The following is a 23,508-nucleotide window of genomic DNA, read 5'->3' as shown; positions in this document are numbered from 1 at the left end:
CGGATTCAGCCTCCGCTGACGGCCGAGCCGGCCTCGGCCCACGCCAGTCGCGCGGTCGAGGGGCGGCACGGTGCCGTGAGGACTGCGGCGGCCGAGTCGAGCAGACCGGCGACGAACAGCTCCGTGGAGCCCAGGTCACGGGACTCGCCGGTGGATCGGCGGCCTTCGAGATCGGCGAGCGCGTGGGCGACGAAGCCTGTGAAATGCCACCACCGCTGGGCGACCAGCGGCTCCGGCAAGAGGTCGCACAGCACCCGACAGGCGCGCTCGCGCAGCACCGCCAGACCGTGCGTCCCCGGACGTGCTTCCAGGTCCCTCAGCGTCAGCGTGGCGACATCGGAGTGCGCGGTGTAGGCAGCCTGCACACAGAACCGCAGGTACCAGCTGCCCGTTGGCGCGCCGACCAGAAGTTCGACCAGGGGCCGAGCGAACGCCTCGGCGATCGCGTACGGCTCGTCACCGCGCCCTTCGCGGTCGAATGCGCCGATCAGGGCCAGGCGGCGCGCGTCGATCGGCACCTGCCGATGCTCGAGGATCGCGTCCACCAGGCCCTGCTTGGAGCCGAAGTGGTAGGTGACCGCGTTGTCGTTGCGCTGGCCGGCATCCACGGCGATCTTCCGCAGGGAGACCGCGTTGATCCCGTGCTCCGCGAAGAGGCGCTCGGCGGTCGCGATCAGGGAGAGCTTGGTCGACACGCTCTGGCTGTCCATGAATCGGAAGCTAACGCAACTGCGTTAACAAGGGAAGTGCGATGGATAAGTCATTTCCGAGAGCGAGACGCGTTCACAAGGGAGGCCAAGTACGCTTTTTTCACGCGTGATTGAAAGTGCAGGAGGACTGTGCTCTCCTGCACGACACGACTGCCCGGCACGGCACGCTCGGTGCGGGATCCACTCCGCCGCCTGCGCGCCAGAAAGGATGTCTCATGGCCACATCGGTGCCTCACGACGTCCCCGACGTCCTCGCTCCGGCGAAGCTCGGCCCCCTGACGCTGCGCAACCGCATCGTCAAGGCAGCGACCTTCGAAGGCGCCACCCCGGACGCGCTGGTAACGGATCAGCTGATCGAGTACCACCGCAGACCCGCGGCCGGCGGGGTGGGCATGACCACCGTCGCCTATCTGGCAGTGGCCCCCGAGGGCCGCACGGAGCGTCGCCAGATCTGGATGCGCCCCGAAGCCGTACCAGGCCTGCGCCGCCTGACAGACGCCGTACACGCCGAAGGCGCCGCGGTGTCGGCCCAGATCGGCCACGCGGGACCGGTGGCGAACGCCGCTTCCAACCGCAGCCCGGCGCTCGCCCCCTCCCGCCGTTTCAGCCCACTCGGAATGAGAACGACCAGGGCGGCCACCGAGGCGGACATCACCCGGATCGTCCAGGCGCACGGCGAGGCCGCGAAGCTGGCCGTCGCGTCCGGCTTCGACGCCGTGGAGATCCACCTCGGGCACAATTACTTCGCCAGCGCGTTCCTCAGCCCCAGGCTGAACCGGCGCCGGGACCGGTACGGCGGCAGCCTTGCCAACCGTGCCGCAGTCGCTCGTGAGGCCGCCCGCGCGGTGCGCGACGCGGTCGGCGACAGCATCGCCGTCACCGCCAAGCTGAACATGGACGACGGCGTACCCGGAGGCATCTGGCTGGACGAGAGCCTGCAACTCGCCCGATGGCTCCAGGACGACGGCACGGTCGACGCGCTGGAGCTCACCGCCGGCAGCTCCCTGCTCAACCCGATGTACCTCTTCCGCGGCGAGGCACCGCTCCGGGAGTTCGCGGCCACCTTTCCGCGGCCCCAGCGCCTCGGCGTACGGGCGCTGGGCGGACGCTTCTTGATCGAGTACCCCTACCAGGAGGCGTACCTGCTGGACTCGGCCCGCCAGTTCCGCGCCGCACTGGACCTGCCACTGATCCTGCTCGGCGGCATCGCCGAACTCGCCACCGCACGGCGGGCCATGGCCGAGGGCTTCGACTTCGTGGCCATGGGCCGTGCCCTGCTGCGCGAGCCCGACCTGGTCAACCGCTACAAGGCCGGAACCAGCAGCACGTCCCTCTGCATCCACTGCAACCGCTGCATGCCCACCATCTACAGCGGAACCCGCTGCGTCCTCGTGTCCCCGGAGCCCGCTCCGAGGCGCTGACCCGCCCTCCGCGTCGTCTTCCAGCCGATGACGGCGGGCCGGGCCCTGCCCTACGTTGCGTAGCCGTGCCTACGGCTGTCACCACGCGCTTCCCCCGCCGGGATCCCTTCTTCGGAGGGAACCCTCCAACCCCGGCCACCGATGGGGAGTCGGGTGGCCGCGTGTTTCGCTACCGTCGGTGACGGTCTCTGGTCGCTCAGGCGCGTGCGGTCGTACTCGGCTGCGCTGAGGTCGCGCGGGCCCGGTTCTCACGGATCTCGTCGTGGTGGGCGGCGGCCCAGCCGACCAGGGACGTGGCGATCTCGTGGAGGCCACGGCCGAGCGGGGTCAGGGTGTACTCGACGCGCGGGGGCACTTCGGCGTAGGCGGTGCGGGAGATCAGGCCGTCCTGCTGGAGTTGGCGCAGGGTGAGAGTGAGCATGCGCTGGGAGATCCCGGGGACTTGGCGTTGCAGGTCGGTGTAGCGCAGCGGGCCCGGCTCCAGGACGGCGATCAGCAGCAGGCTCCACTTGTCGCCGACGCGGTCCAGGACCTCGCGGATGAAGGTCATGTGCTCGGCGGGGATCGCCGCGCACGGCCCGATCGCCGCCGCCCCGACCACCTCCGTCCCGCCGGCCGCCTTCGCTTCGCGGGTCTGTTCCATGACGCACATTCCTCTCCGGCACGCACACGGATGTGCCTTTTGTACCGCCTTCCATACTGGTCCACCATGGCGTTACGAACAAGTCGTAAGAATTGGAGGCGCGCGGTGAAGGTGGACATCTGGTCCGAGGTGACGTGCCCCTGGTGCGGGCTGGGCCATCACCGCCTGCAGCAGGCCGTGGAGCGGTTCGAGCACGCGGGCGAGGTGGAGGTGGTCCACCACTCGTTCCCGCTCAGCAGCAGCTTCCCCGAGGACCGCACCTTCTCCGTCCGCGAGGCTCTGCTGCGACGGCACGGTGTGGGCGGCGGTCAGGCCGAGGCGTCGACCCGGCGGATCGAGGCACTGGCCGCGGCCGAGGGACTGAGCCCCTACCGGGTGCTGGACAACCAGGTCGGCAACACCGACCTGGCCCACGAGTTCCTCGCCCACGCCTCCGCCCAGGGCAAGAACCGCGAAGCGTGGGACGCGATCTTCGACACCTACTTCGGCAAGGCCGAGCCCGTCTTCTCCCCGGACGACCTGCTCGCCCTCGCCGACACCCTGGGCCTGGACCTCGAGCAGACCCGACAGGCCCTCGCCCAGCGCCGCTACCGCGAACAGGTCCGCGACGACGCGACCCGCGCTCAGCGCCTCGGCGCGACCGGTGCCCCGTTCATCGTCGTCGACGGCCGCTACGGCGTCCCCGGCGCCCAGGACAGCGACACCCTGCTCGACCTGCTCCGCACCGCTTGGGACGACACCCACCCCCTCACCCCCGTCGCCGGTGGCGGTGACGCCCCGGCCTGCGGCCCGGACGGCTGCGCCGTCCCCGCACGGCTGAATCCCCCCATAGCCCCCGTGATCCAGAACCGAGGAGTCCGATGAACGTCCTGCTGTGGGTACTGCAGGGGCTGCTGGCCGCCGTGTTCGCGATGGCCGGCGCCATGAAGACGACCCAGCCGATCCACAAGCTCGCCGGCACTCTTCCCTACACCAAGGACCTCGCCCCGGGCACGGTGCGGCTGATCGGGGCGGTCGAACTGGCCGCCGCACTCGGCCTCGTCCTGCCCGCCGCCACCGGCATCGCGGTGGTCCTCACCCCGCTCGCCGCCGTCGGCCTCGCGGTGGTGATGGCGCTCGCCGGCACCTTCCACCTCCGCCGCCGGGAGTACAGCGCGATCGGTATGAACGCCGTGCTGCTGGCCCTGGTCGTCGTGGTGGCCTGGGGCCGCTTCGGCCCGTACTCCTTCTGATCCTTCCGAATCCATCTCCGGCCGGCTCCCGCCGCCCGGCCCTTTGCCCATGAAAGGCGATGACTTCCCATGACCGACCTGCTCGTCCTCGGCGGCAGTGGCCGCACCGGCATCCACGTCCTGGCGCAGGCCGCCGAACGCGGCCACCGTGTCCGCGCCCTCGTCCGCGATCCCTCCGCCGTCCACGCCCCGGCCGGCATCGAGCTGATCCAGGGCACGCCCGCGAACATCGACGACATCCGCCGGGCCGCCCAGGGCACCCAGGCGGTGATCAGCGTGTTGAACAACGCCCGCGCCTCCGACAACCCCTGGGCCAAGCCGGTCAGCCCGCCGATGTTCATGACCGACGCTACCCGCAACACCCTGACCGTCATGGCCGAACAGGGCATCCGCCGGATCGTCCTGACCTCCTCACAGGGCGCCGGCGACGACTGGACCCGCCTCAACCCGCTGGTGAAGGCGTTCATCAACCTGTCGAACATCAAGGTCGGCTTCACCGACCACACCGGCGTCGACCAGGTCGTGCGCGCCTCCGACACCGACTGGACCCTCGCCCGCGCCGTCGCCCTCACCGACAAGCCCGCCACCGGACCCCTGCGCGCCGCCGACCCCGGCACCACCGCCCCCGGGCGCTGGATCAACCGGGCCGACCTCGCTCGCTTCCTCCTCGACGCCGTCGACGAGGAGACCTGGATCCGCAGCGCGCCGCTGGTGTGGAACGCCCGCGGCTGACCCACCCCGAACCCCTGTTGAACAACCAGAACACCCCCGAAAGCCCGAGGAGACATCCGCGACTACGAAACCCTGCCCCCACGCTCCGAAGCCAAGATCCACCTCACGATGACCAGCCCCAGGCCTCGGCGTCGCCGAGGCGACGGTCTACACGAACGTCGTCGTCCTCGCCCGCTACACGGCGACCAACAAAGCCACCGGCAAGCCCATCGACGAACACGCGACGCCGTCCAGTGCCGCCGCACCCCCCAGGATCACTTCGGCCCGCCCGTTTGCACGGGCCGCGCGGTGGCGGGCGCGCCGTCGTACTGCGCCACCAGCCGGGGCCCGGGGGCGAGCGGTGTCTCGCCGGCGTGGGCGACCGGTCCGGCGAGCGCGAGCAGGGTCGCGCCCAGCGCGGCGGTCAGCGCGAGTGCGCGGGCCGTCCGCCTGGGGGGGGGCGGGTGGTCAATGCGGTCCTCGGTCCGTTCGAAGGTCGCGCCGGCGGCCGACGCTGGGCCCGAGTGCGTGAGAAGTGCATGGCAACGCCGCCTGTTTCACGGGCACTTCACGATCATGAAACGTTTCCGTGGACGGCGGGTTCCACAGCCGGCTCACGACCTGCTCACGGCCGGAAGCTGGACACCACGTTCGCCGTGGCCGCGACCCCGTTCTGGATGGTGGGGGCCATGTTGGTGCCGGCCAGGAAGAAGCCGAGCAGCGCGCAGACCAGGGCGTGGGAGAACTTCAGGCCGCCGTTGCGGAGAAAGATCACCGCCAGGATCAGCAGAAGCAGCACCACGGAAACGGAAATGGCCATCGCGCTCACCCTCCTTGCGCCGCACCGGAATTGCGGCGTTCGGCGGACAGTGTGACGGAAGGGACGATCCGGACGGCGGTATGGCGGGGCGGCCATCCGGGTGAAGTTCCGGACCCGGCCGTTCCTCAGGCCCGGGCCAGGGCCTCCGCGATGCTCGGCATGCGGACGGCCTCCAGTTCGTCGTCGGCCAGCAGCGCGGCGACGAGCGCGGCACCGCCGAAGACCTCGGTGGCGCTCAGGTCCCAGTCGGTCAGCACGAACCAGGAGCCGTCGGCGGCCCACCAGTTGGCCGGGAACTGCCCCCATCCGCCGCCCCGGCCGGAGCAGAAGTCGTGGTGCGCGAGGGCGTCGCCGAGACGCCCGTGCCGGGCCGGGACGGGCGCGCCGGCGTCCTCGATGGCGGCCTGCGCCGCGTAGCACGGGGTGTCCGGCCCTTCGGCGCTGTGCCGGGCGAGGAGTGTCACGAGGCGCGCGAGGCAGTCGCGGTCGATCTCCCCGGCCGACGGTCCTTCGTGGTCCTCGCGGCCGTCGATGCCGGCGAGGACGAGGTACGAGGGCGTGTGCGGCCAGTCCTCCAGGCGTCGGCCCGCGCCCGCCAGGACCTCGCGCCAGCGCACGCGCCGCGCTCCGTCGTGGATCGTGTGCAGCACCCAGCACCGGTCCTCGTACCCGCCGGCCGGCTCATGGCCGAGAATCGACTCCCCCGCCTCCAGGAAGGGGCGCATGCCACCGAGGGGATGGGCGTCGGGCAGGGGCGTCCAGGGGCTGGTCATGGCGCGATTGTCTCCCGGCCGTCCCCCGTTCACCAGGGTCCAGGCAGGCGGCCCACTCGACCGTACGGTCGCACCAGCGCTCCAGGAGCACCCGGTCGTGGCCGACGGCGAGCAGACCCGCGCCGGTGTCGGCCCGGTAGGTCTCGACGGCGGCGACCAGGGCGGCCGTGGTCGAGGCGTCGAGCATCGCCGTCATCTCGTCGCAGATCAGCCAGCGCGGCCGCAGCACCAGGGCGCGGGCCAGGCAGGCGCGCTGGAGCTGGCCGTCGCTGACCTCGTGGGGGCGGCGGTTGAGCAGGTCGTCGGTGAGGCCGACGGCGGGCGCGAGGGCGGCGAGGCGTTCGGGGACCGCGGCGCGGCGACCGGTCGCGCGCAGTGGTTCGGCGATCAGGTCGGCGAGCCGCAGGCGCGGGTCGGCGGCGAGCCGCGGCTGCTGGAAGACGACCCCGACGGCGGTGCGCAGCTCGCGCGGGGCGCGGTGCCGCCAGGCGCGTACCTCGGTGCCGTCGAGCACCACCCGGCCCGCGTCGGGCCGGTGCAGCAGCGCGGCGACCCGGGCCAGGGTGGACTTGCCGCAGCCGCTGGGGCCGAGCAGTCCGACGGCCTCGCCGGGCGCGACGGTGAGCCCGGCGGAGCGGAACACCGGGGTGCGGCGGGCGTATCCGGCGGTCACGGCGTGCAGTTCAAGCACGGTCGGCTCCTTCCGCGTCCTGGTGGGGGTGGTGGCAGGCGACGCCGGCGCGGAGGTCCGGGCGGACTTCGCACGCGCCGGTCGCGCGGGCGCAGCGCGGGGCGAAGGCGCAGCCCTCGGGCAGCCTCGACAGTTCGGGCGGCAGCCCGGGTATCGGGGTGAACTCCCGCTCGGGCAGGGCGTTCAGGAGACCGCGGGCGTACGGGTGCCGGGGGCCGGGCCGGCCGAAGAAGCGCGCGGCCGGGGCGATCTCGACGATCCGCCCCGCGTACATCACGGCCACCCGGTCGGCCACCCGCCGGGCCGCCGCCAGATCGTGCGTGATGAGCAGCAGCGCCTTGCCGGTGTCGACGTGCCGGCGCAGTTCGTCGGCGGTCCGGTCGACCAGTTCCCGGTCGAGGCCGGTGGTCGGCTCGTCGGCGAGCAGCACCGGCGCGTCGCCGATGAGCGCGAGCGCGGTCGCCGCGCGCTGCGCGAGCCCGCCGGACAGCTCGTGCGGATACCGGTCGAGGTGCCCCACGGGAAACGCGGCCCGCTCGGCCGCCGCCTCGGCCGCCGCCCGCCGCGCCCGCCGCGGGGTGCCGGTCAGCGTCCGGACGGTCTCCGCCAGGTGCGCGCGCACGGTCCGTACGGGCGTGAGGTGCGCGGCGGGGCTCTGCGGTACGAGTCCGATGCGGCGTCCGCGTACGACGCGGGCGAGGGTGCGCTCGTCGGCGGCGAGCAGGTCGAGGGCGCCTCTTCCGTCCCCGGGGGGTGTCTCGCCCGCCAGCCACGCCGTGCCCTCCGTCTCCGCGTTGCGCGGCAGCAGGCCGAGCAGGGCCGAGGCCAGGACCGACTTGCCGCAGCCGCTTTCACCGACGAGGGCGAGGCACTCGCCCGGTGCGAGGTCGAAGGCTGCGTCGGTCACGGCGGCGACGGTGCGGCCGCCGCGGAGACGGAAGCGGACGGTGAGGTCGCGGACGCCGAGGACGGCGTCGTGGGCGCGCTCGGCGGTGACGGAGTCCAGGGCGCGCAGGATCTGCTCGTTCACAGCATCAGCTCCGAGCGGCGGCGCGGGTTGAGCCGGTCGCGCCAGGCACCGGCGAGGCCGGCCAGGGCGAGGGTCGGGACGATCAGGAGGAGGCCGGGGAAGAGGGTGGGCCACCAGGCGCCGGCGAGGAGGGAGGAGCGGGCGTTCTGGACCAGGTTGCCGAGGCTGGCCTGGTGGCTGGGGAGGCCGAGGCCGAGGAAGGAGAGGGCGGACTCGTGCCACATCGCGTGCGGGACCATCAGTACGGCGGCGAGTCCGGCCTGCGGCAGCACGGCGGGCAGCAGGTGCCGGACGGCGATCCGCCACCTGGACGCGCCGCCGGAGATCGCGGCGTCGACGAAGGGCCGGGAGCGCAGCGAGAGGAGTTCGGAGCGGACGATCCGGGCGGTGGACAGCCAGTGGGTGAGCGCCACGGAGGCGATGACCGGCCAGACTCCGGGCCGGAACATGGCGACGACGAAGATGCCGAGCAGCAGGTGCGGCACGGACGAGAAGCCGTCGACGACCCGCATGACGAGCCGGTCGGTGCGGCCGCCGAGCGCGCAGGCCGCCGCGCCCACCGTGGTGCCGACGACGGTGGCGGCGAGGGCGGCGACCAGGCCGACGAGCAGCGAGACGCGCAGCCCGTAGACGCATCGGAGCAGCAGGTCGCGGCCGAGGTCGTCGGTGCCGAAGGGGTGCTCCCCGGAGGGTGGCAGGAGCTTTCGCCCCAGGTCGACGGCCTGTTCGTCGAGCGGGACGAGCGGCGGCACGAGGAGGACGGCGAGGGCGAGGCCGCCGGTGGTCAGGGCGGAGGTCCACAGCCGGAGGCGGCGGGTGCGCGGGTCAGCCATCGAAGCCCACCCGGGGGTCGGCGAGCCCGTACAGCAGGTCGGAGAGGAGGTTGCCGAGCAGCACGGCGGCGGTGGCGAGCACGGTGAGCGCGGCGAGCAGCGGGAAGTCGACGGAGACGGCGGCCTGGACCGTGGCGGCGGCGATGCCGGGCCAGCTGAAGACGGTCTCCACGAGAAGGGCTCCGGTGATCAGTTCGGGCACGCGGGAGCCGACGAGGGTGAGCACCGGGAGCAGGCCGGAGCGCAGGGCGTGGCCGGTGAGGACGGTGCGTTCGGCGAGGCCGCGGGCGCGGGCGCCGCGCACCGGGTCCTCTGCCAGGGCGTCGCCGACGCCCTGTCTCACGTACAGGAAGAACCAGGGCAGTTGGGAGGCGCCGAGGACGAGTGCGGGCAGCACCAGGTGGGTGGCGACCTGGCCGGCGGTGACGGTGTCGCTGGCGGTGTCGGTGAGTCCGCCGGCCGGGAGCACGCCGAGCCGGAGGGCGAAGAACCAGACGGCGAGCAGGCCGAGCCAGAAGGCGGGGGCGGCTTCGAGGGTGTACGCGGCGGAGCTGACGGCCCGGTCGATCGGGCCGCCGCGGCGGCGGCCGGCGAGGACGCCGAGGGCGGTGCCGAGGGTGACGGCGAGGAGGAAGGCGGTGGCGGCGAGCAGCACGGACCAGCCGAGGCGTTCGGCGACGACGTCGGCGACGGGCTGCCGCATGACGGTGGAGTCGCCGAGATCGCCGCGTATCGCGTGGCCGACCCAGTCCCACCAGCGGGTGAACCAGGGCCGGTCGGCGCCGAGGTTGGCGCGGAGCCGGTCGAGGTCGGCCTGCGAGGCGGTGAGTCCGGCGGTGCCGGCGTAGGCCTTGACGGGGTCGAAGGGCGAGGCGGCGGCGACGGCGAAGACCGCGAGGGTGACGGCGAGGAGGACGGGGACGGCGGCGAGGGCGCGCCGTCCCGTCATCCGGGCCATGGCCCGGAGCGGAAGGTCACGGAGCGGAAGGGCGCGGCGAGGATGGGCAGGGCTCACTTCTTCGGCTTCCAGTCCTCGACGTTCCACCAGGGCCCGGAGCCGAGGCCGTGCTCGTGCGGCTCGACCTGGGTGGAGAGCCCGTCCCAGCGGTCGGCGACGACGTAGACGTGGTCGACGTGGGTGAGGAAGGTGTAGCCGGGGTTCTTGACCAGTTCGCGCTGGATGGTGTCGTACGCGGCGCGGCGCTCGGCGGGGTCGTCGGTGCGGCGGCCGTCCTCCAGGGCGCGGTCGACGACCGGACTGGCGTACGAGGCCATGTTGTTGAAACCGTCGCCGGCCACGGAGGACTTGAGCAGCAGGTACTGGTCGAAGTCGGGGTCGCCGGGCGAGCCTCCGCCGGCGAGGACGGCGTCGGTCCTCATGCGGGGTTCGATGACCTCCCAGGTGCCGGCCTGGGTGGTGAGGGCGATGCCGGCCTTCTTGGCGTCGGAGGCGTAGGCGAGGGCGTGGTCCTGACGGAGCTTGTCGCCGGAGAGGTACCAGAGCGGGAAGGCGGCGCGGACTCCGTTCTTCACACGGACGCCGTCGGGGCCGGGCTTCCAGCCGGCCTTGTCGAGGATCTTCCGGGCGCCGGCGAGGTCGTGGCGGCGTTCGGTGCCCTTGGCGAACCAGGGGCTGTCGGTGGGGACGGGGCCGTAGGCGGGCTTGCCGGCGCCGTCGAGGATCCGGTCGACCATGGCCTGCCGGTCGACGGCGAGGTCGAGGGCGCGCCGGATCGCGGGATCGCCGGCGACCCGGTTGTGGCTGGGCAGGGTGACGGTGCGGTAGTCGTACGTCGTCGCCGTGTACGTCCGCCGGGCCTTGTCGCCCTTGAACCCGGCGGCGAGGGCGGGCGGCAGGATGGCGGCGTCGAGGTCGCCGGCGCGCAGCCGGGTGGCGCGGACGTCGTCGTCCTTGACGACGGCCATGGTGAACCGCTTCACGGCCGGCGCGCCGCCCCAGTAGTGCTCGTTGGCGGTGAAGGTGAGCTTCTCGCCCCTGGACCAGCCGGTGAGGACGTACGGGCCGGTGCCGACGGGCCTGGTGGTGAACGGGCCGGTGTTGACGTCCTGCCGGCCCGCGATGTGCTCGGGGGCGATGGCGAGGACGGTGCGCTCGGCGAAGGGCGCATAGGGGTACTTGAGGGTGAAGACGACGGTGTCGTCGCCGACGGCCCGGACGCTCCGCAGGGCGTCGAGCTCGGTGCGGGAGGGGTTGTTGGTCTTCGGGTCGAGGATCGTCGTGTACGTGAAGACGACGTCCTTCGCGGTGAAGGGCCGGCCGTCGCTGAACCGCACGCCCTCGCGGAGCCGGTAGGTGTACGTGAGGCCGTCGGCGCTGATCGTCGGCAGCGCGGCGGCGAGGGCGGGCTTGAGCTTCATGTCCGCGTCGAAGGCGAGCAGCCCGTCGAAGATCTTGGAGTTGCCGTCCTTGCCGTAGCCGAGGAGCGGACTGAGGGTCTCGGGTTCGTAGGCGATGCCGACGACCGCGGAGTCCTTGGGTCCGGCGGCGCCCGCGGCGCCACCGCCCGGGGTCGAGCAGGCCGCCGCGGTGAGGGCCACGGCCCCGGTCAGTATCGCGGCGGTCGCGCGGCGGATCGTACGGGCGGCCAAGACGTCCACACCCCTCTTGAAGATCAACTGTTATTGCAAACAGCTTGCAATTAAACAGCATGTAGAGGAGTGCGGACGTAGGTGGCCCCTTACCGCGGTGCGGGCAGGTCCATCAGCTCCGCGATCACGTCCTGGTGCCGGCCGGCCGAACCCAGCGCCGTCCGGTCCGACTTGGCGCGCTTGAGGGCCAGGTGCGCGGGGTGCTCCCAGGTCATCCCGATGCCGCCGTGCAGCTGGACGCACTCCTCGGCGGCGTGCACGGCGACCTTGGAGCAGTACGCCTGGGCGACGGCCACGGTCAGTTCGGCGTCGGCGGCGCCGGTCGCGAGCGCGTCGGCGGCGGCGCGGGCCGCCGCCCTGGCGCCGACGAGTTCCAGCCAGAGCTGGGCCATCCGGTGCTTGAGGGCCTGGAAGGAACCGATCGGGCGGTTGAACTGGTGGCGCTCCTTCGTGTGCCGGACGGTCTCCTCCAGACACCACTCGGCGATCCCGAGCTGCTCGGAGGCGAGCAGTCCGGCGCCCGCGAGCAGGCCGCGCCGCACGGCCGCGCGGGCGGAGTCCGCGGCGGCGAGCCGGGTGCCCCCGGCGCCCCGCGCGTCGACGACGGCGAGCGGCCGGGTGAGGTCCAGCGGGACCTGCGGGGTGATCCGCGCGTCCGCCGCCGGGACGGCGTACAGGCCGTCGGCGCGCGGCACGAGGAGGACGTCGGCGGCGGCCGCGTCCGCGACGGCGGGCACGGGCCCGTCGGTCACCGGGTCGGCGCCCGGCGCGGTGGAGAGCGGCACGGCGAGGACCGCGACCGTCTCTCCGCCGGCGAGCGCGCCGAGCAGCTCGGCGACGGGGCCGGTCCCCGCACCCGACTCGGCGCCCAGCGCGAGCAGGGTCTCGGTCGCCACGACGGCGCTGGTGAGGTACGGGGCCGGGGTCACCGCCCGGCCCAGCTCCTCCAGGACCACGGCGGCCTCGCGGTGGCTCGCGCCCTGACCGCCCAGCTTCTCGGGAACGAGCAGCCCGGCGGCGCCGATGCCGCCCGCGAGGGCGTCCCACAGGCCGGGGAGGTACGGGCTCGGCTGCTCGACGCGGCCGAGCAGCGTCTGCGCGTCGGCCCGGTCGGCGAGCAGCGAGCGGACGGCGGCGCGCAGGTCCTCCTCCGCCTCGGAGTAGAGCAGGTCCGGCTCGGCGGAGGCCGGCCGGATCGTCTCGGGCGTCTCGGGTGTCTCGGTCATCGGGCGAGGTCCTTCCAGGCGACGTCCTTGTCGTTGCGCGGCTCCGGGGGCAGGCCGAGGACCCGCTCGGCCACGATGTTGAGCAGCACCTCGGTCGTGCCGCCCTCGATCGAGTTGCCCTTGGCGCGCAGATAGCGGTAGCCGGCGTCACGGCCGGTGAAGTCGACCAGGTCGGGCCGGACCATCGCCCACTCGCCGTACAACAGGCCCTCGTCGCCGAGGAGTTCGACCTCGAGTGCGCTGATGGCCTGGTTCAGCCGGGCGAAGCCGAGCTTCATGGCGCTGCCCTCGGGTCCGGGCTGGCCGGCGACGAGCTGCTGGCGCAGCCGCTCGCCGGTGAGCCGGGCGACCTCGGCGTCGACCCACAGGTCGAGCAGCCGGCGGTGCAGGTCGTGAGTGCGCAGCTCGGGGCGGGCGCGCCAGGTGCCGGCGGCCTTGCCGATCATGCCGCCCTCGCGCGGGATACAGGCGCCGCCGATGGAGACGCGCTCGTTCATGAGGGTGGTCTGGGCGACCCGCCAGCCGTCGCCGACGTCACCGAGACGGTGGGCGTCGGGGATGCGGACGTCGGTGAGGAAGACCTCGTTGAACTCGGCCTCGCCGGTGATCTGGCGCAGCGGCCTGACCTCGACGCCCGGGTCGGTCATGTCGCACACGAAGTAGGTGATGCCGCGGTGCTTGGGCAGCTCGGGGTCGGTGCGGGCGATGAGGATGGCCCAGCGGGCCACATGGGCGCTGGAGGTCCACACCTTCTGCCCGTTGACCACCCACGTGTCGCCGTCGCGCACGGCGCGGGTGCCGAGGGCCGCGAGGTCGGAGCCGGCGCCGGGCTCGCTGAAGAGCTGGCACCACACCTCCTCGCCGACCCACAGCGGCTTCAGGAAGCGCTCCTTGACCTCGTCGGAGCCGTACGCGAGGAGGGTAGGGGCGGCCATGCCGAGGCCGATGCCGATCCGGCGGGGGTCGTTGTCGGGGGCGCCGACGGCGGCGAGTTCGGCGTCGACGACGGCCTGCAGGGCGCGCGGGGCGTCGAGTCCGCCGAGGCCGGCCGGGTAGTGCACCCAGGCGAGTCCGGCGTCGAAGCGGGCGCGCAGGAAGTCGGTGCGGTCGGTGGTGGCCGGCGGGTGCTCGGCGAGCAACCGGCGGGTGCGTTCGCGGAGTTCGGCGGCGTCGGGGCGGTGTGCCGTCATGCGCGGGTTCCTTCCGGGAGGACGACGAGCCGGCCGGTGGTGCGGCCCTCGGCGAGCCGCTGCACCGCGTCGGCGGCGGCCGCGAAGGGGACGCGCTCGCTCACGTACGGCTTGATCAGGCCCTTGGCGGCGAGTGCGGTGAGGGTCTCGTGGCAGCGCAGTACGGCGGCCGGGTCCTTGAGGTTGTAGAGGCCCCAGTGGAGGCCCACGATCGAGTAGTTCTTCACGAGGGCGTGGTTGAGGGCGGGGGCGGGGATGGTGCCGCTGGCGAAGCCGACGACCACGATCCGGCCCTCGAAGGCGACGAGCTTGGCGGACTGCTGGTAGGCGGCGCCGCCCACCGGGTCGTAGATCACGTCGGCGCCGCGGCCGCCGGTGGCCTCCTTGACGGCGGCGACGACGTCCTCGGCGTGCCGGTCGACGACCGTGTCGCAGCCGAGTTCGCGGGCGACGGCGGCCTTGTCCGCGCCGCCGACGACACCGATGACGGTGGCGCCGGCCGCCTTGCCGAGCTGGACGGCGGCGCTGCCGACCCCGCCCGCGGCGGCGTGCACGAGCAGCGTCTCGCCCTCCTTCAGGGCGGCCCTGCGGTGCAGGCCGAACCAGCCGGTCTGGTAGCCGATGTGGAGGGCGGCGGCCTCGGCGTCGTCGAGCGCCTCGGGAGCCGGGAGCAGCGCCGCCTCGTCGGCGACGGCGTACTCGGCGAGGCCGCCGTGGGGGAGGGCCGGGGTGGCGATGACCCGGCGCCCGTCCTCGGTCTCGGCGCAGATCTCGACGCCGGGGGTGAAGGGCAGCGGGGGCCGCACCTGGTACTGCCCGCGGCAGAGCAGCGCGTCGGGGAAGTTGAGGCCGGTGGCGCGGACCTTCAGGAGCACCTGGCCGGGACCGGGCACGGGCCGGTCGGTGTCGTCGCGCTGCATCACCTCGCCGGGCTCGCCGTTCTCGTGCACTCGCCATGCCTGCATGCGGACGCCTCCAGCTGCCTTCGTGATCCGTTCCGTACCGCGCGGTCGGTGCCGCGGCGGTGAGCGCATACTAAGCGGTCGCTTGGCTCAACGGAACCAGGCGCTCAGGACTTCTTGGGACTCCGTGAGCCCTGGGACCCCTGGGAGCTCTGACGGCTCCTGGGGCGCGCCCGTACGTGCATGCGCTCGCCCTGCGGCCCGAACAGGCTCAGGAACTCCACCCGCCGCTCCCCCGCCGGCCCGAACCAGTGCGGGACGCGGGTGTCGAACTCGGCCGCCTCGCCGGGCCCGAGCACCACGTCGTGCTCGCCGAGAACGAGCCGCAGCCGCCCGGAGAGCACGTACAGCCACTCGTATCCCTCGTGCACCCGGGGGTCGGGCACCTCGGCCCCGGGCTCCTGGACCATCTTGTACGCCTGGAGGCCGCCGGGCTGCCGGGTGAGCGGGTACAGGGTGCGGCCGGCCCGGACGATCGGCTTCGCCCGCACCCGCGGATCGCCCACCGGCGGCGCCCCCACCAGCTCGTCGAGCGGGACCTGGTGGGCCCGGGCGATCGGCAGCAGCAGCTCCAGACTGGGCTTGCGCCGCCCGGACTCCAGACGGGAGAGGGTGCTCACCGAAATGCCGGTGGAGGCGGAGAGCTCGGCCAGGGTCGCGCCGCGCTCGCGGCGGATCCGGCGGAGCCGGGGGCCGACCTCGCTGAGCACGCCGTCGATGCGGTCGTCACGGGCTTCGCGGTCTTCATCAGTCACCTTCCCTATTGCAGAAACGGCAACTTTCTTTGTCAACCGAGCCGCCTCCCGCAAGGTGCGGGCGGCGGCCGGCACGGGCGTCTGACGGGCGGTGGGCTGGGCCGTGCGGATGAAACCGGGGCGCCAGGGCTGCGCGGGGCGCGGGTGAGGGCGAGGATCGGCCATGGTGGCCGGAACCCGGCCATCCGCCGTCACGACACGGCCTCCCCACCCGGAAGGACGGGACACACCCCATGCTCGGTACGGACTTCACCAAGGGCTCACCCGACTGGCTGGACCTCGGCAGCCCCGACATCAACGCCGCCGCCGAGTTCTACGGCCGCGTCTTCGGCTGGAACTTCGCCTCGGCCGGCCCCGACGCGGGCGGCTACGGCTTCTTCCAGCAGGACGGCAAGACGGTCGCCGCCCTCGGGCCGCTCGGTGAGGGCGCGAGCAGCGCCTGGACCGTCTACTTCGAGACCCCGGACGCCGAGGCGACCGCCCGGGCGACGGAGCAGGGCGGCGGCACGGTCAGGATGGCCGCCATGGACGTGATGGACGCCGGGCGGATGGCGGCGCTGACCGACCCGGCCGGTGCCGAGTTCGCCGTCTGGCAGCCCGGCACGGTGAAGGGCCTGGAGCGCACCTCCTCGCCCAACACCCTGCTCTGGGCCGAGCTGCACGTGCCGGACCCGGAGGCCACGCTCGGCTTCTACCAGGGGCTGTTCGGCTGGCGCTGGGAGGAGATGGAGGCGCCCGGCATGACGTACCGGGTGATCTCGACGGCCGAGGGCGACCTGAAGGACACCTCGTTCGGCGGCGCGGCCCCGCTGCAGCCAGGCGCGGACAAGTCGCGCTGGATCCCGTACTTCATGGTGGAGGACGCGGACGCGACCTCGGCGACGGTGCAGGAGAACGGCGGCTCGGTCCTGATGGCGCCCGCGGACGTGCCGAACGTCGGCCGCATCGGCTGGTTCGCGGACCCGTTCGGGGCACCCTTCGCGGTCCTGAAGCCCTCCCCCGACATGTGAGCCGACGACAGGACGGAGCGGGGAGGTGCGCCGGCGCACCTCCCCGCTGCCCTTCGTCGTCCGGTCCCGGCGGTCACTCGCCCCCGAGTGCCAGCCTGACGCCGAAGCCGACGAGTACCGTGCCGGTGACCGCGTCGATGGCCCGCCGCACCGAGCCGCGGTTCAGCCACCGGCGGACGAGCTGCGTGCCGAAGATCAGCGCGCTGAACCAGACCAGCCCCTCCAGGTCGTGCACGGCCGCGAGGACGATCCCCATCAGCAGGTGCGGGGCGCCACTGGGGATGAACTGCGGCAGCATCGCCATGTAGAAGACGCCGTTCTTCGGGTTCAGCAGGCTGGTGCCGAGCCCGCGCGCCCAGGACCGCGCCCATGTCGCCTCCGCGGTCTGTCCCGGCGCGTCGGCCGCCTCCCCCGGCACGGCCCGGCCGCGCTCCCGGAGCGTCCGGCGGATCATGCCGAACCCCAGCCACGCCAGGTACCCGGCGCCGGCCACGCGCAGCACGTCGTACAGCAGATGGGACGCGGTGAGCACCGCCGAGGCACCGACCGCGGCGGCCACGCCCCACACGAGCACGCCGCTGAGGATCCCCAGCGCCGTGGCGAAGGCCCGGCGCCGGCCCAGGGTGATGGCGGAGCGCAGCACCAGAGCGGTGTCGAGGCCCGGCATGATCGTCATCATGCCCGCCACCACGGCGAAGGAGGCGATCGCAGAGGAGATGGTCATGCGGCCATCCTGAAGCGGCTGCCGCGATCACGTCCAACGAGGTTTGCTGCACCGCGCATCAGCGGAACTGATTCCGCTGCTCGTGACGACCGGGACCCGCCCTCGCGGCGGTCCTAGCCCTGGCGGGGGAAGACCTCGAAGGCCACCGCCGGGCGGTCGCCGAAGCGGGCGGCGGCGCGCGAGGTGGACTCGGTGACGAAGGCGCGGACGTACTCCTCCGGGGACTGGTCGGTGAGGGCCTCGATGTAGGCGCGGTGGGCGAGCAGGGAGCGGACGGCGCGGTCGAGTCCGGGGCGGGCGTCGACGGCGTGGGTGGGGGTGGTGGAGCCGGCGACGGCGACCCAGCGGACGCCGTTCCAGGGTTCGAGGCCCTGCTCGACGAGTTCGGGGAAGATCCAGCGGTTGCCCGCGTCCGCCGCCGCGTCGAGGGTGGCACGGCCGACGGCGCGGTGGTCGGGGGTGTTCCAGAAGCCGCCGGGGCCCGGGCCCCAGGTGTCGCGGTGGTTGAGGGTGATGACGAGTTCGGGCCGGTGGCGGCGGATCGCGGCGGCGATGTCGCGGCGCAGCCCGAGCCCGTACTCGATCATGCCGTCCTCGTGGTCGAGGAACTCCACGGTCGTCACGCCCACCACGGCCGCGCTGTCCTGCTGCTCCCGCTCGCGCACCTGGCGGCAGGCCGCCGGGGCGAGGGAGTCGATGCCCGCCTCGCCGCGGGTGGCGAGGACGTAGCCGACCTCCTTGCCGGCGTCCGTCCAGCCCGCGACGGCGGCGGCGCAGCCGTACTCCAGGTCGTCGGGGTGGGCGACGACGGCGAGGGCGCGCTGCCAGTCGGTGGGCATCTCTGCGAGTTGCGTGTCGTTCATGCGCGCAGGATACGGGGCGGTGCCCAACCTCCCTGCGCCGCAGACCCGTTCATCGCGCACCGGGTTCAGCGCGCACCGGGTTCAGCGCATCCGGGTTCGGTGCGCCCGGGTTCAGCGCGCGCCGGCGAGGATCACCGAGCGGGTGAGGTTGCGCGGGCGGTCGGGGTTGAGTCCGCGGCGGCCGGCGAGGGCGACCGCGAGGCGCTGGGCGCGGACGAGCGCGGCGACCGGGTCGACGGCGTCGGCGACGAACTGGGCGCCGGTGGCGTTGACCTCGTCGGTGAGACCGGGCGGGACGGGGCCGAAGCACCACACCAGGCTGCCGGGGTCGCTGATGCTGATGGGCCCGTGCCGGTACTCCATCGCCGGGTACGACTCCGTCCAGGCGCGGGCCGCCTCGCGGAGCTTGAGCGCGGCCTCGTCGGCGAGGCCGACGGTCCAGCCGGTGCCGAGGAAGGTGAACTGGCCCTGCCGCTCCCACGCGGCGGGCAGCGGTTCGTACAGGGCGAGTTCGGCGTCCGCGATCGACGGGCCGAGGTCCACGCCGAGCGCGGCGCGCAGGAGCTGCAGCGCGGTGGTGGCGAACCGGGTCTGGACGACGGAGCGTTCGTCGGCGAAGGACAGGTCGAGGACGGCGTCGGCGTGGTGCCCGGCCGGGCTGTCCGGGACGCCGGTGAGGGCGAGGGTCGGGATCCGGCCCGAGGCCCGGGCGAGCAGCTCGGCGACCTCGGTGGTGGTGCCGGAGCGGGTGAGCGCGACGATCCGGTCGTAGCCGCGGCCGAGCGGGGTCGGGTCGGAGGCCGGGAAGGCGTCGGTCTCGCCGCCGCCCAGGGACTCGCGCAGGGCGGCGTAGGCGCGGGCGATGAAGTACGAGGTGCCGCAGCCGACGACGGCGATCCGCTCGCCCGAACGGGGCAGCAGCCCGTCCCGCTCGACGGCCAGTTCGGCGGCGCGCCGCCAGCAGTCGGGCTGGCTGGCGATCTCGGTGTCGACGTGGGTGGTCATGTCCGTCCTCTCTCGGCGCGGTGAGCCGTCCCCGGTCGCGCAGGGGGCTCGGACGGATTTCTATCCCGCGCGGAGGAAGCGGACCATGAGCAATCAGTGAGCACCGCTTGGACTTTTGTGCGCGCCGCCGCCCCCGGCCGGGCCGGAGGCCGCGCGCCGCAGCGGGCGCGGACCACGAGGCGGGGCCGCAGCTGCACCTGGTGCGGCGGGGAGGCGTCGCCCTCCGAGAGGCCCTCGGCCTCTCCCCGTACGGGTGAGCTCAGACCTCGTCGCGCACGAGTGCGAGCAGCCGGTCCAGGACCCGCGGCCCGCCGGCCCGTACGCCGTCGTGCTCGAACTCGTCCGTGACCCAGGTGCGCAGTCCCCGGATCGCCCGCGCGGTCTCCAGCGAGTGGGCGGTGTCCACGTACATGTCGTCGTGGTACACGGCGGCGGCGACCGGCACCTCGTTGGCGGCGAGCCGCGCCGGGTCGTAGAGCGGGGTCCAGTCGGTGCGCGCCGCGAGATGCTCGGCGGTCTCGCGCAGCGGGCGCAGGGCCGGGTCGGTGGCGAAGTGCCAGGGGTGGACGGTCTCGCCGGTGAGCAGGACCGGCCCGGCGCCGTCGAGCGCCTTCGCCGCGTCGAACTCGGGGAACTCGGCCCGTACCCGCTCGGCCGCCCAGTCGGTGGGGCCGTGGCCGCGGGTGGTGCCCTGGGCGTAGATGGCCTCGTGGAGGATGGCGTAGAGCGGGTGCCCGGCGTAGGAGAGCTCGGCGCGGACGCCTTCGAGGAAGGCGTCGGAGAGAGCCGGTCCGGCCGGGGTGGGGACGAAGGCGTCCTCCAGGAGCAGGTGGAGCTGGTGGGTGCCGGATCCGGAGCCGAGGAGGATGCCGAGCGACTGGAACGCCTCGGGGGTGAGCCGGCCGCCGCCGGGCAGGGTGACCTCGTGCTCGTGGAGGTGGGCGGCGATCCGCCGGACCCGCTCGACGTCGTCGGGGTAGCGGGCGTAGTGGGCCGCGTTCTTGCGCTGGATACGGGGGTAGGCGGCCCGGTACACCTCGTCGGCGCTCGCGTGGAGCGAGGGCAGGCCGCCGGTGACGAGGACGGCGGCGAGGCCCTCGGGGGCGGTGGAGAGGTAGTTCGTGGCGCAGAAGCCGCCGAAGCTCTGGCCGAGGACGGTCCAGGGGGCGCCGCCGGTCAGCTCGCGGCGGACCAGCTCGCAGTCCTTGACGATGGAGTCGGCGCGGAAGTGGGCCAGGTAGGCGGCCTGTTCGCGCGGGGTGCCGCGCAGCGGCAGGGTCTGCCGGTTGGCGGGGGTGGAGCGGCCGGTGCCGCGCTGGTCGAGGAGGAGGACCCGGAACTCGCGGACGGCCCGGCCGAGCCATGCCTGGGGCCCGACGAAGCGGCGGGCTCCGAAGCCGGGGCCGCCCTCCAGGTACAGCAGCCACGGCAGGCCCGCCCGGTGCGCCGCCTTCTCGCCCGCGACGACCTCGCGCCCGTACAGCTCGATGGTCTCGCCGTCGGGGCGCGCGTGGTCGAGGGGGACGGTGAAGCGGTGGTCCGTGAGGACGAGCCCGGGCTGACGGTAGGTGGACACGCTGGACTCGCTGGACACGCTGACTGCTCCTGTTCGTGACGCCCCCGCCGGGACAGTGGATCATATGGCGGGGGCGCACCGGTCGGCAGGGGCTCAGCGCTGCATGAGAGCCAGGACGTTCTGCGCCGGGTCGGTGAACCAGGCGACGGCCTCAGGACCCCGGGGGTCCCGGACGATGCCCTTGTCGTCGAACTCGAAGCCGGGGTAGCGCTGGAACTCGACGCCCTTGGCGGTCAGCGCGTCGACGGCCGCCTCGATGTCATCGACCTGGAAGTTGAGGACCGTGAAGCTGGCCGGGGTGTGCTCGTCACCCTTCGGGTAGACGAAGATCCTCGCCCCGCCGGCCAGGGTGAGGAAGAGGACCTGCATGTCGTGGTCCGATTCCTCGGTCACCTGGAGGCCCAGGGTCCCGCCGTAGAAGAGGCGGGCGGAGTCGAGGTCGTCGACCGAGAAGCTGCTGAACGCGGTGGTGCTGCCGAACACGTGCGGTTCTCCCTTCGCCGGAACGTCCGCTGTTGTCCGCTGACGTCCTCTCAGGGCACACCACGCTCCGCTCACCCGGCCGCGCCCGCCACGCGGACACGGCCGGATGGTCGTGCGGCTGTCACCCGGGGGTGAAGGGCGCGCCGGTGCTCAGGGAGCGATCGGGAGGCGGCGCTTGTGGTCGGTCATCCGGTAGCGGCGCACGATCGACGCGAAGGCGCCCTCGCCGACCGGCTTGCCCTCCAGGAAGTCGTCGATCTCGTCGTACGTCACGCCGAGCGCGTCCTCGTCGGGCTTGCCCGGGTCGAGGGTCTCCAGGTCGGCCGTCGGCGTCTTCCACACCAGCTCGGCGGCGGCGCCCAGCTCGGCGGCGACGGCGCGGACCCGGCGCTTGGTGAGGCCGGTCAGCGGCACGAGGTCGGCGGCGCCGTCGCCGTACTTGGTGAAGAAGCCGGAGACCGCCTCGGCGGCGTGGTCGGTGCCGACGACGAGGCCGTCGTGGGCGCCGGCGACCGCGTACTGGGCGATCATCCGCTGCCGGGCCTTGATGTTGCCGTGCACGAAGTCCTGGTGGTGGGCGTCGCGGAAGGTGACGCCGGCGGCGCGGGCGGCGTCCAGGGCAGCGTCGCTCGCGGGCTTCACGTCCACGGTGAGGACGTGGTCGGCCTGGATGAAGCCGAGGGCGAGCTGGGCGTCGTGCTCGTCGGCCTGGACGCCGTAGGGCAGCCGCATCGCGTAGAAGGTGGCGTCGTGGCCGGCGGCGCGGGCCCGCTCGACGGCGAGCTGGCAGAGCCGGCCGGCGGTGGTGGAGTCGACGCCGCCGCTGATGCCGAGGACGAGGCTGCGCAGGCCGCTGCCGGTGAGGTGCTCGGTGAGGAAGACGACTCGGCGCTCGATCTCCTCGCGCGGGTCGAAGGTCTCGGAGACCTCGAGATCCCGGGCGATCTGCTGCTGCAGGGCGGTGGACTCCGCGTCGGTCACGCATGCTCCTCGGTCGTGCGGTGCTTGGGCCCTCGGGTACGGGCGGGCCACCGTCGACTCTATCCGGCCTGACCGTCGGTCCGGCCCTCAGGTGAGGCAGACCACCTCGACCCGCTGGACCAGGTTGTTGCCGAAGCCGCCGCGGTTCCAGGGGGCGGTGAGCGGCTGGGTGTGGCCGGCGGCGTCGGTGGCGCGGACGGTGAGGACGTACGGGCCGGGGCGCGCGGTCCAGGTGGTGTGCCAGGCGGCCCAGGCCCAGGGGCCGGCCGGGTCGGCGGTGACCTCGGCGTCGGTCCAGCTCCGCTCGCCGTCGGCGCTGAGCTCGACCCGGGTCACCGGGGCGTGGCCGGACCAGGCGCGGCCGGTGAGCGGGACGGGGCCGGGACGGACGACGCGGGTGCGGGACATGAAGTCGGGGAAGCCGGGCGGGATCATCAGGGCGCGGGGCGCGATGACGTCGACGGGCTCGCCGGGGTCGTCCGGGCGCTGCCGGTAGCGGTAGGCGACGGTCTGCTGGAAGCCGGTGAAGGGGGTGTCGGTGACGGTGATGTCGCGCAGCCACTTCACCGACGCCATGCCGTACCAGCCGGGCACGACAAGGCGCAGCGGCCGGCCGTGCTGGGGCGGCAGCGGGGCGCCGTTCATGGCGTACGCGACGAGCACGCCCCGCGCCGGGTCGGCGGCCACGTCCAGCGGCAGGCTGCGCCGGTAGTCCTGTTCTGTGCCGCGTTCGACCCCGTGGTCGGCGCCGGTGAACACCGCCTCGACGGCGCCGTCCCCGACGCCCGCCTCGGCGAGCAGCCCGGCCAGCGGGACACCGGTCCAGTCGGCGGTGCCGACGGCCTCGACGAGCCAGGGCTGGCTCACCGGGCGCGGGTCGAGCCGGGCCCGGCCGTTGCCCGCGCACTCCATGGTGACCCGGTGGGTCACGGCCGGCCGCGCGCGGAGCGCGGCCGCGTCGAGGCTGAGCGGCCGGTCCACCCGCCCGCCGACGCTCAGCCGCCAGCCGTCGGCCTCGGCGGGGTCGACGCAGGGGATGTCGTAGTGGACCAGGACGTAGTGCAGACCGGGCGGTGTGGTGTCGTAGCGCAGCGCTTCCAGGGGCAGCCCGTGGTTACGGGCGGCGAGCGCCAGCTCGGCGGTACTGACGCCCTCACCGGCCCCGGCGAGGCGCCCGGGGGCGCTGACGTCGCCGAGTCCGGGAGTGCCGTCCATGTCTTCATGGTGCGCCGTGCGAGACGGGGCGGCATCCGGCGGAG

At 73.6% G+C, this 23,508-nt stretch carries 25 protein-coding genes; 5 read left to right on the top strand and 20 right to left on the bottom strand.

What is annotated here, in order from left to right:
* Window positions 1-5 precede the first annotated feature (5 nt).
* Window positions 6-710, bottom strand: coding sequence for a helix-turn-helix domain-containing protein (locus tag ACIRSU_RS09930; RefSeq protein WP_403790419.1), 705 nt, complete (start codon window positions 708-710; stop codon window positions 6-8).
* Between the two features lie 215 nt (window positions 711-925).
* On the opposite strand from ACIRSU_RS09930, the gene ACIRSU_RS09925 reads away from it, so the two are divergent.
* A complete protein-coding gene (locus tag ACIRSU_RS09925; RefSeq protein ID WP_403790417.1) occupies window positions 926-2,131 on the top strand; it encodes an NADH:flavin oxidoreductase in 1,206 nt (401 codons plus the stop codon).
* 196 nt (window positions 2,132-2,327) lie between these two features.
* Here the strand turns inward: ACIRSU_RS09925 and ACIRSU_RS09920 are convergent, their stop codons facing one another.
* Window positions 2,328-2,774, bottom strand: coding sequence for a winged helix-turn-helix transcriptional regulator (locus ACIRSU_RS09920; protein WP_403790415.1), 447 nt, complete (start codon window positions 2,772-2,774; stop codon window positions 2,328-2,330).
* Between the two features lie 105 nt (window positions 2,775-2,879).
* On the opposite strand from ACIRSU_RS09920, the gene ACIRSU_RS09915 reads away from it, so the two are divergent.
* From ACIRSU_RS09915 to ACIRSU_RS09905, 3 genes are all read left to right on the top strand, one after another.
* A complete protein-coding gene (locus ACIRSU_RS09915; RefSeq protein ID WP_403790413.1) occupies window positions 2,880-3,638 on the top strand; it encodes a DsbA family protein in 759 nt (252 codons plus the stop codon).
* Window positions 3,635-4,006 (top strand): DoxX family protein, encoded by a 372-nt coding sequence (locus ACIRSU_RS09910; protein WP_403790411.1) that lies wholly within the window; start codon window positions 3,635-3,637, stop codon window positions 4,004-4,006. The genes ACIRSU_RS09915 and ACIRSU_RS09910 overlap by 4 nt, the downstream gene beginning before the upstream one ends.
* Window positions 4,007-4,075: 69 nt before the next feature.
* Window positions 4,076-4,738, top strand: coding sequence for an NAD(P)-dependent oxidoreductase (locus ACIRSU_RS09905; RefSeq protein ID WP_403790409.1), 663 nt, complete (start codon window positions 4,076-4,078; stop codon window positions 4,736-4,738).
* A gap of 604 nt (window positions 4,739-5,342) precedes the next feature.
* On the opposite strand, the gene ACIRSU_RS09900 is transcribed toward ACIRSU_RS09905, so the two are convergent.
* From ACIRSU_RS09900 to ACIRSU_RS09850, 11 genes are all read right to left on the bottom strand, one after another.
* Window positions 5,343-5,537 carry a hypothetical protein gene (locus tag ACIRSU_RS09900; protein WP_403790407.1) on the bottom strand — a complete coding sequence of 65 codons (195 nt, stop codon included), beginning with the start codon at window positions 5,535-5,537 and terminating at the stop codon, window positions 5,343-5,345.
* Between the two features lie 125 nt (window positions 5,538-5,662).
* The gene (locus tag ACIRSU_RS09895; RefSeq protein ID WP_403790405.1) at window positions 5,663-6,262 is read right to left on the bottom strand and encodes a hypothetical protein; all 600 of its coding nucleotides are present in this window, start codon (window positions 6,260-6,262) and stop codon (window positions 5,663-5,665) included.
* Window positions 6,219-7,001 carry an ABC transporter ATP-binding protein gene (locus ACIRSU_RS09890; RefSeq protein WP_403790403.1) on the bottom strand — a complete coding sequence of 261 codons (783 nt, stop codon included), beginning with the start codon at window positions 6,999-7,001 and terminating at the stop codon, window positions 6,219-6,221. The genes ACIRSU_RS09895 and ACIRSU_RS09890 overlap by 44 nt, the downstream gene beginning before the upstream one ends.
* Entirely contained in the window at window positions 6,994-8,031 is a 1,038-nt protein-coding gene (locus ACIRSU_RS09885; protein ID WP_403790401.1) for an ABC transporter ATP-binding protein, read from the bottom strand. Before ACIRSU_RS09885 ends, ACIRSU_RS09890 begins: the two co-directional genes overlap by 8 nt.
* Window positions 8,028-8,864: an ABC transporter permease gene (locus ACIRSU_RS09880; protein ID WP_403790399.1), complete on the bottom strand. Its 837-nt coding sequence runs from the start codon at window positions 8,862-8,864 to the stop codon at window positions 8,028-8,030. The genes ACIRSU_RS09885 and ACIRSU_RS09880 overlap by 4 nt, the downstream gene beginning before the upstream one ends.
* Window positions 8,857-9,822: an ABC transporter permease gene (locus tag ACIRSU_RS09875; protein ID WP_403790397.1), complete on the bottom strand. Its 966-nt coding sequence runs from the start codon at window positions 9,820-9,822 to the stop codon at window positions 8,857-8,859. The genes ACIRSU_RS09880 and ACIRSU_RS09875 overlap by 8 nt, the downstream gene beginning before the upstream one ends.
* 53 nt (window positions 9,823-9,875) lie before the next feature.
* Window positions 9,876-11,474: an ABC transporter substrate-binding protein gene (locus tag ACIRSU_RS09870; RefSeq protein WP_403790395.1), complete on the bottom strand. Its 1,599-nt coding sequence runs from the start codon at window positions 11,472-11,474 to the stop codon at window positions 9,876-9,878.
* 89 nt (window positions 11,475-11,563) lie between these two features.
* Window positions 11,564-12,700, bottom strand: coding sequence for an acyl-CoA dehydrogenase family protein (locus ACIRSU_RS09865; protein ID WP_403790393.1), 1,137 nt, complete (start codon window positions 12,698-12,700; stop codon window positions 11,564-11,566).
* Complete coding sequence (locus tag ACIRSU_RS09860) at window positions 12,697-13,890, bottom strand: acyl-CoA dehydrogenase family protein (protein WP_403790391.1); 1,194 nt, start codon at window positions 13,888-13,890, stop codon at window positions 12,697-12,699. Before ACIRSU_RS09860 ends, ACIRSU_RS09865 begins: the two co-directional genes overlap by 4 nt.
* Entirely contained in the window at window positions 13,887-14,855 is a 969-nt protein-coding gene (locus tag ACIRSU_RS09855; RefSeq protein ID WP_403790389.1) for an NADPH:quinone oxidoreductase family protein, read from the bottom strand. Before ACIRSU_RS09855 ends, ACIRSU_RS09860 begins: the two co-directional genes overlap by 4 nt.
* A 104-nt stretch (window positions 14,856-14,959) precedes the next feature.
* On the bottom strand, window positions 14,960-15,607 hold the full coding sequence (locus ACIRSU_RS09850) for a helix-turn-helix domain-containing protein (RefSeq protein ID WP_403790387.1): 648 nt from the start codon (window positions 15,605-15,607) through the stop codon (window positions 14,960-14,962).
* A 233-nt stretch (window positions 15,608-15,840) separates the two neighbouring features.
* Here ACIRSU_RS09850 and ACIRSU_RS09845 point away from each other — a divergent pair, with 233 nt between their 5' ends.
* Window positions 15,841-16,617, top strand: coding sequence for a VOC family protein (locus ACIRSU_RS09845; RefSeq protein ID WP_403790385.1), 777 nt, complete (start codon window positions 15,841-15,843; stop codon window positions 16,615-16,617).
* Between the two features lie 73 nt (window positions 16,618-16,690).
* On the opposite strand, the gene ACIRSU_RS09840 is transcribed toward ACIRSU_RS09845, so the two are convergent.
* The 7 genes from ACIRSU_RS09840 to ACIRSU_RS09810 form a co-directional block, all read right to left on the bottom strand.
* On the bottom strand, window positions 16,691-17,341 hold the full coding sequence (locus tag ACIRSU_RS09840; RefSeq protein ID WP_403790383.1) for a LysE family translocator: 651 nt from the start codon (window positions 17,339-17,341) through the stop codon (window positions 16,691-16,693).
* Window positions 17,342-17,454: 113 nt separating this feature from the next.
* Window positions 17,455-18,204, bottom strand: coding sequence for a PIG-L deacetylase family protein (locus ACIRSU_RS09835; protein WP_403790381.1), 750 nt, complete (start codon window positions 18,202-18,204; stop codon window positions 17,455-17,457).
* A gap of 111 nt (window positions 18,205-18,315) precedes the next feature.
* The gene (locus tag ACIRSU_RS09830; RefSeq protein ID WP_403790379.1) at window positions 18,316-19,209 is read right to left on the bottom strand and encodes an SIS domain-containing protein; all 894 of its coding nucleotides are present in this window, start codon (window positions 19,207-19,209) and stop codon (window positions 18,316-18,318) included.
* Window positions 19,210-19,468: 259 nt separating this feature from the next.
* Window positions 19,469-20,785, bottom strand: coding sequence for an alpha/beta fold hydrolase (locus tag ACIRSU_RS09825; RefSeq protein WP_403791459.1), 1,317 nt, complete (start codon window positions 20,783-20,785; stop codon window positions 19,469-19,471).
* 93 nt (window positions 20,786-20,878) lie between these two features.
* Window positions 20,879-21,268: a VOC family protein gene (locus ACIRSU_RS09820; protein WP_403790378.1), complete on the bottom strand. Its 390-nt coding sequence runs from the start codon at window positions 21,266-21,268 to the stop codon at window positions 20,879-20,881.
* A 150-nt stretch (window positions 21,269-21,418) separates the two neighbouring features.
* The gene (gene nadE, locus ACIRSU_RS09815) at window positions 21,419-22,249 is read right to left on the bottom strand and encodes an ammonia-dependent NAD(+) synthetase (protein WP_403790376.1); all 831 of its coding nucleotides are present in this window, start codon (window positions 22,247-22,249) and stop codon (window positions 21,419-21,421) included.
* Between the two features lie 87 nt (window positions 22,250-22,336).
* A complete protein-coding gene (locus ACIRSU_RS09810; protein WP_403790374.1) occupies window positions 22,337-23,464 on the bottom strand; it encodes a sulfite oxidase in 1,128 nt (375 codons plus the stop codon).
* Between the last annotated feature and the right edge of the window lie 44 nt (window positions 23,465-23,508).

The sequence above is a fragment of the Streptomyces sp. NPDC101160 genome (assembly GCF_044768205.1).
Lineage (GTDB): Bacteria > Actinomycetota > Actinomycetes > Streptomycetales > Streptomycetaceae > Streptomyces.
The sequence above is the reverse complement of the archived record's forward strand: the minus strand, read 5'-3'. Positions and strand labels throughout refer to the sequence as shown.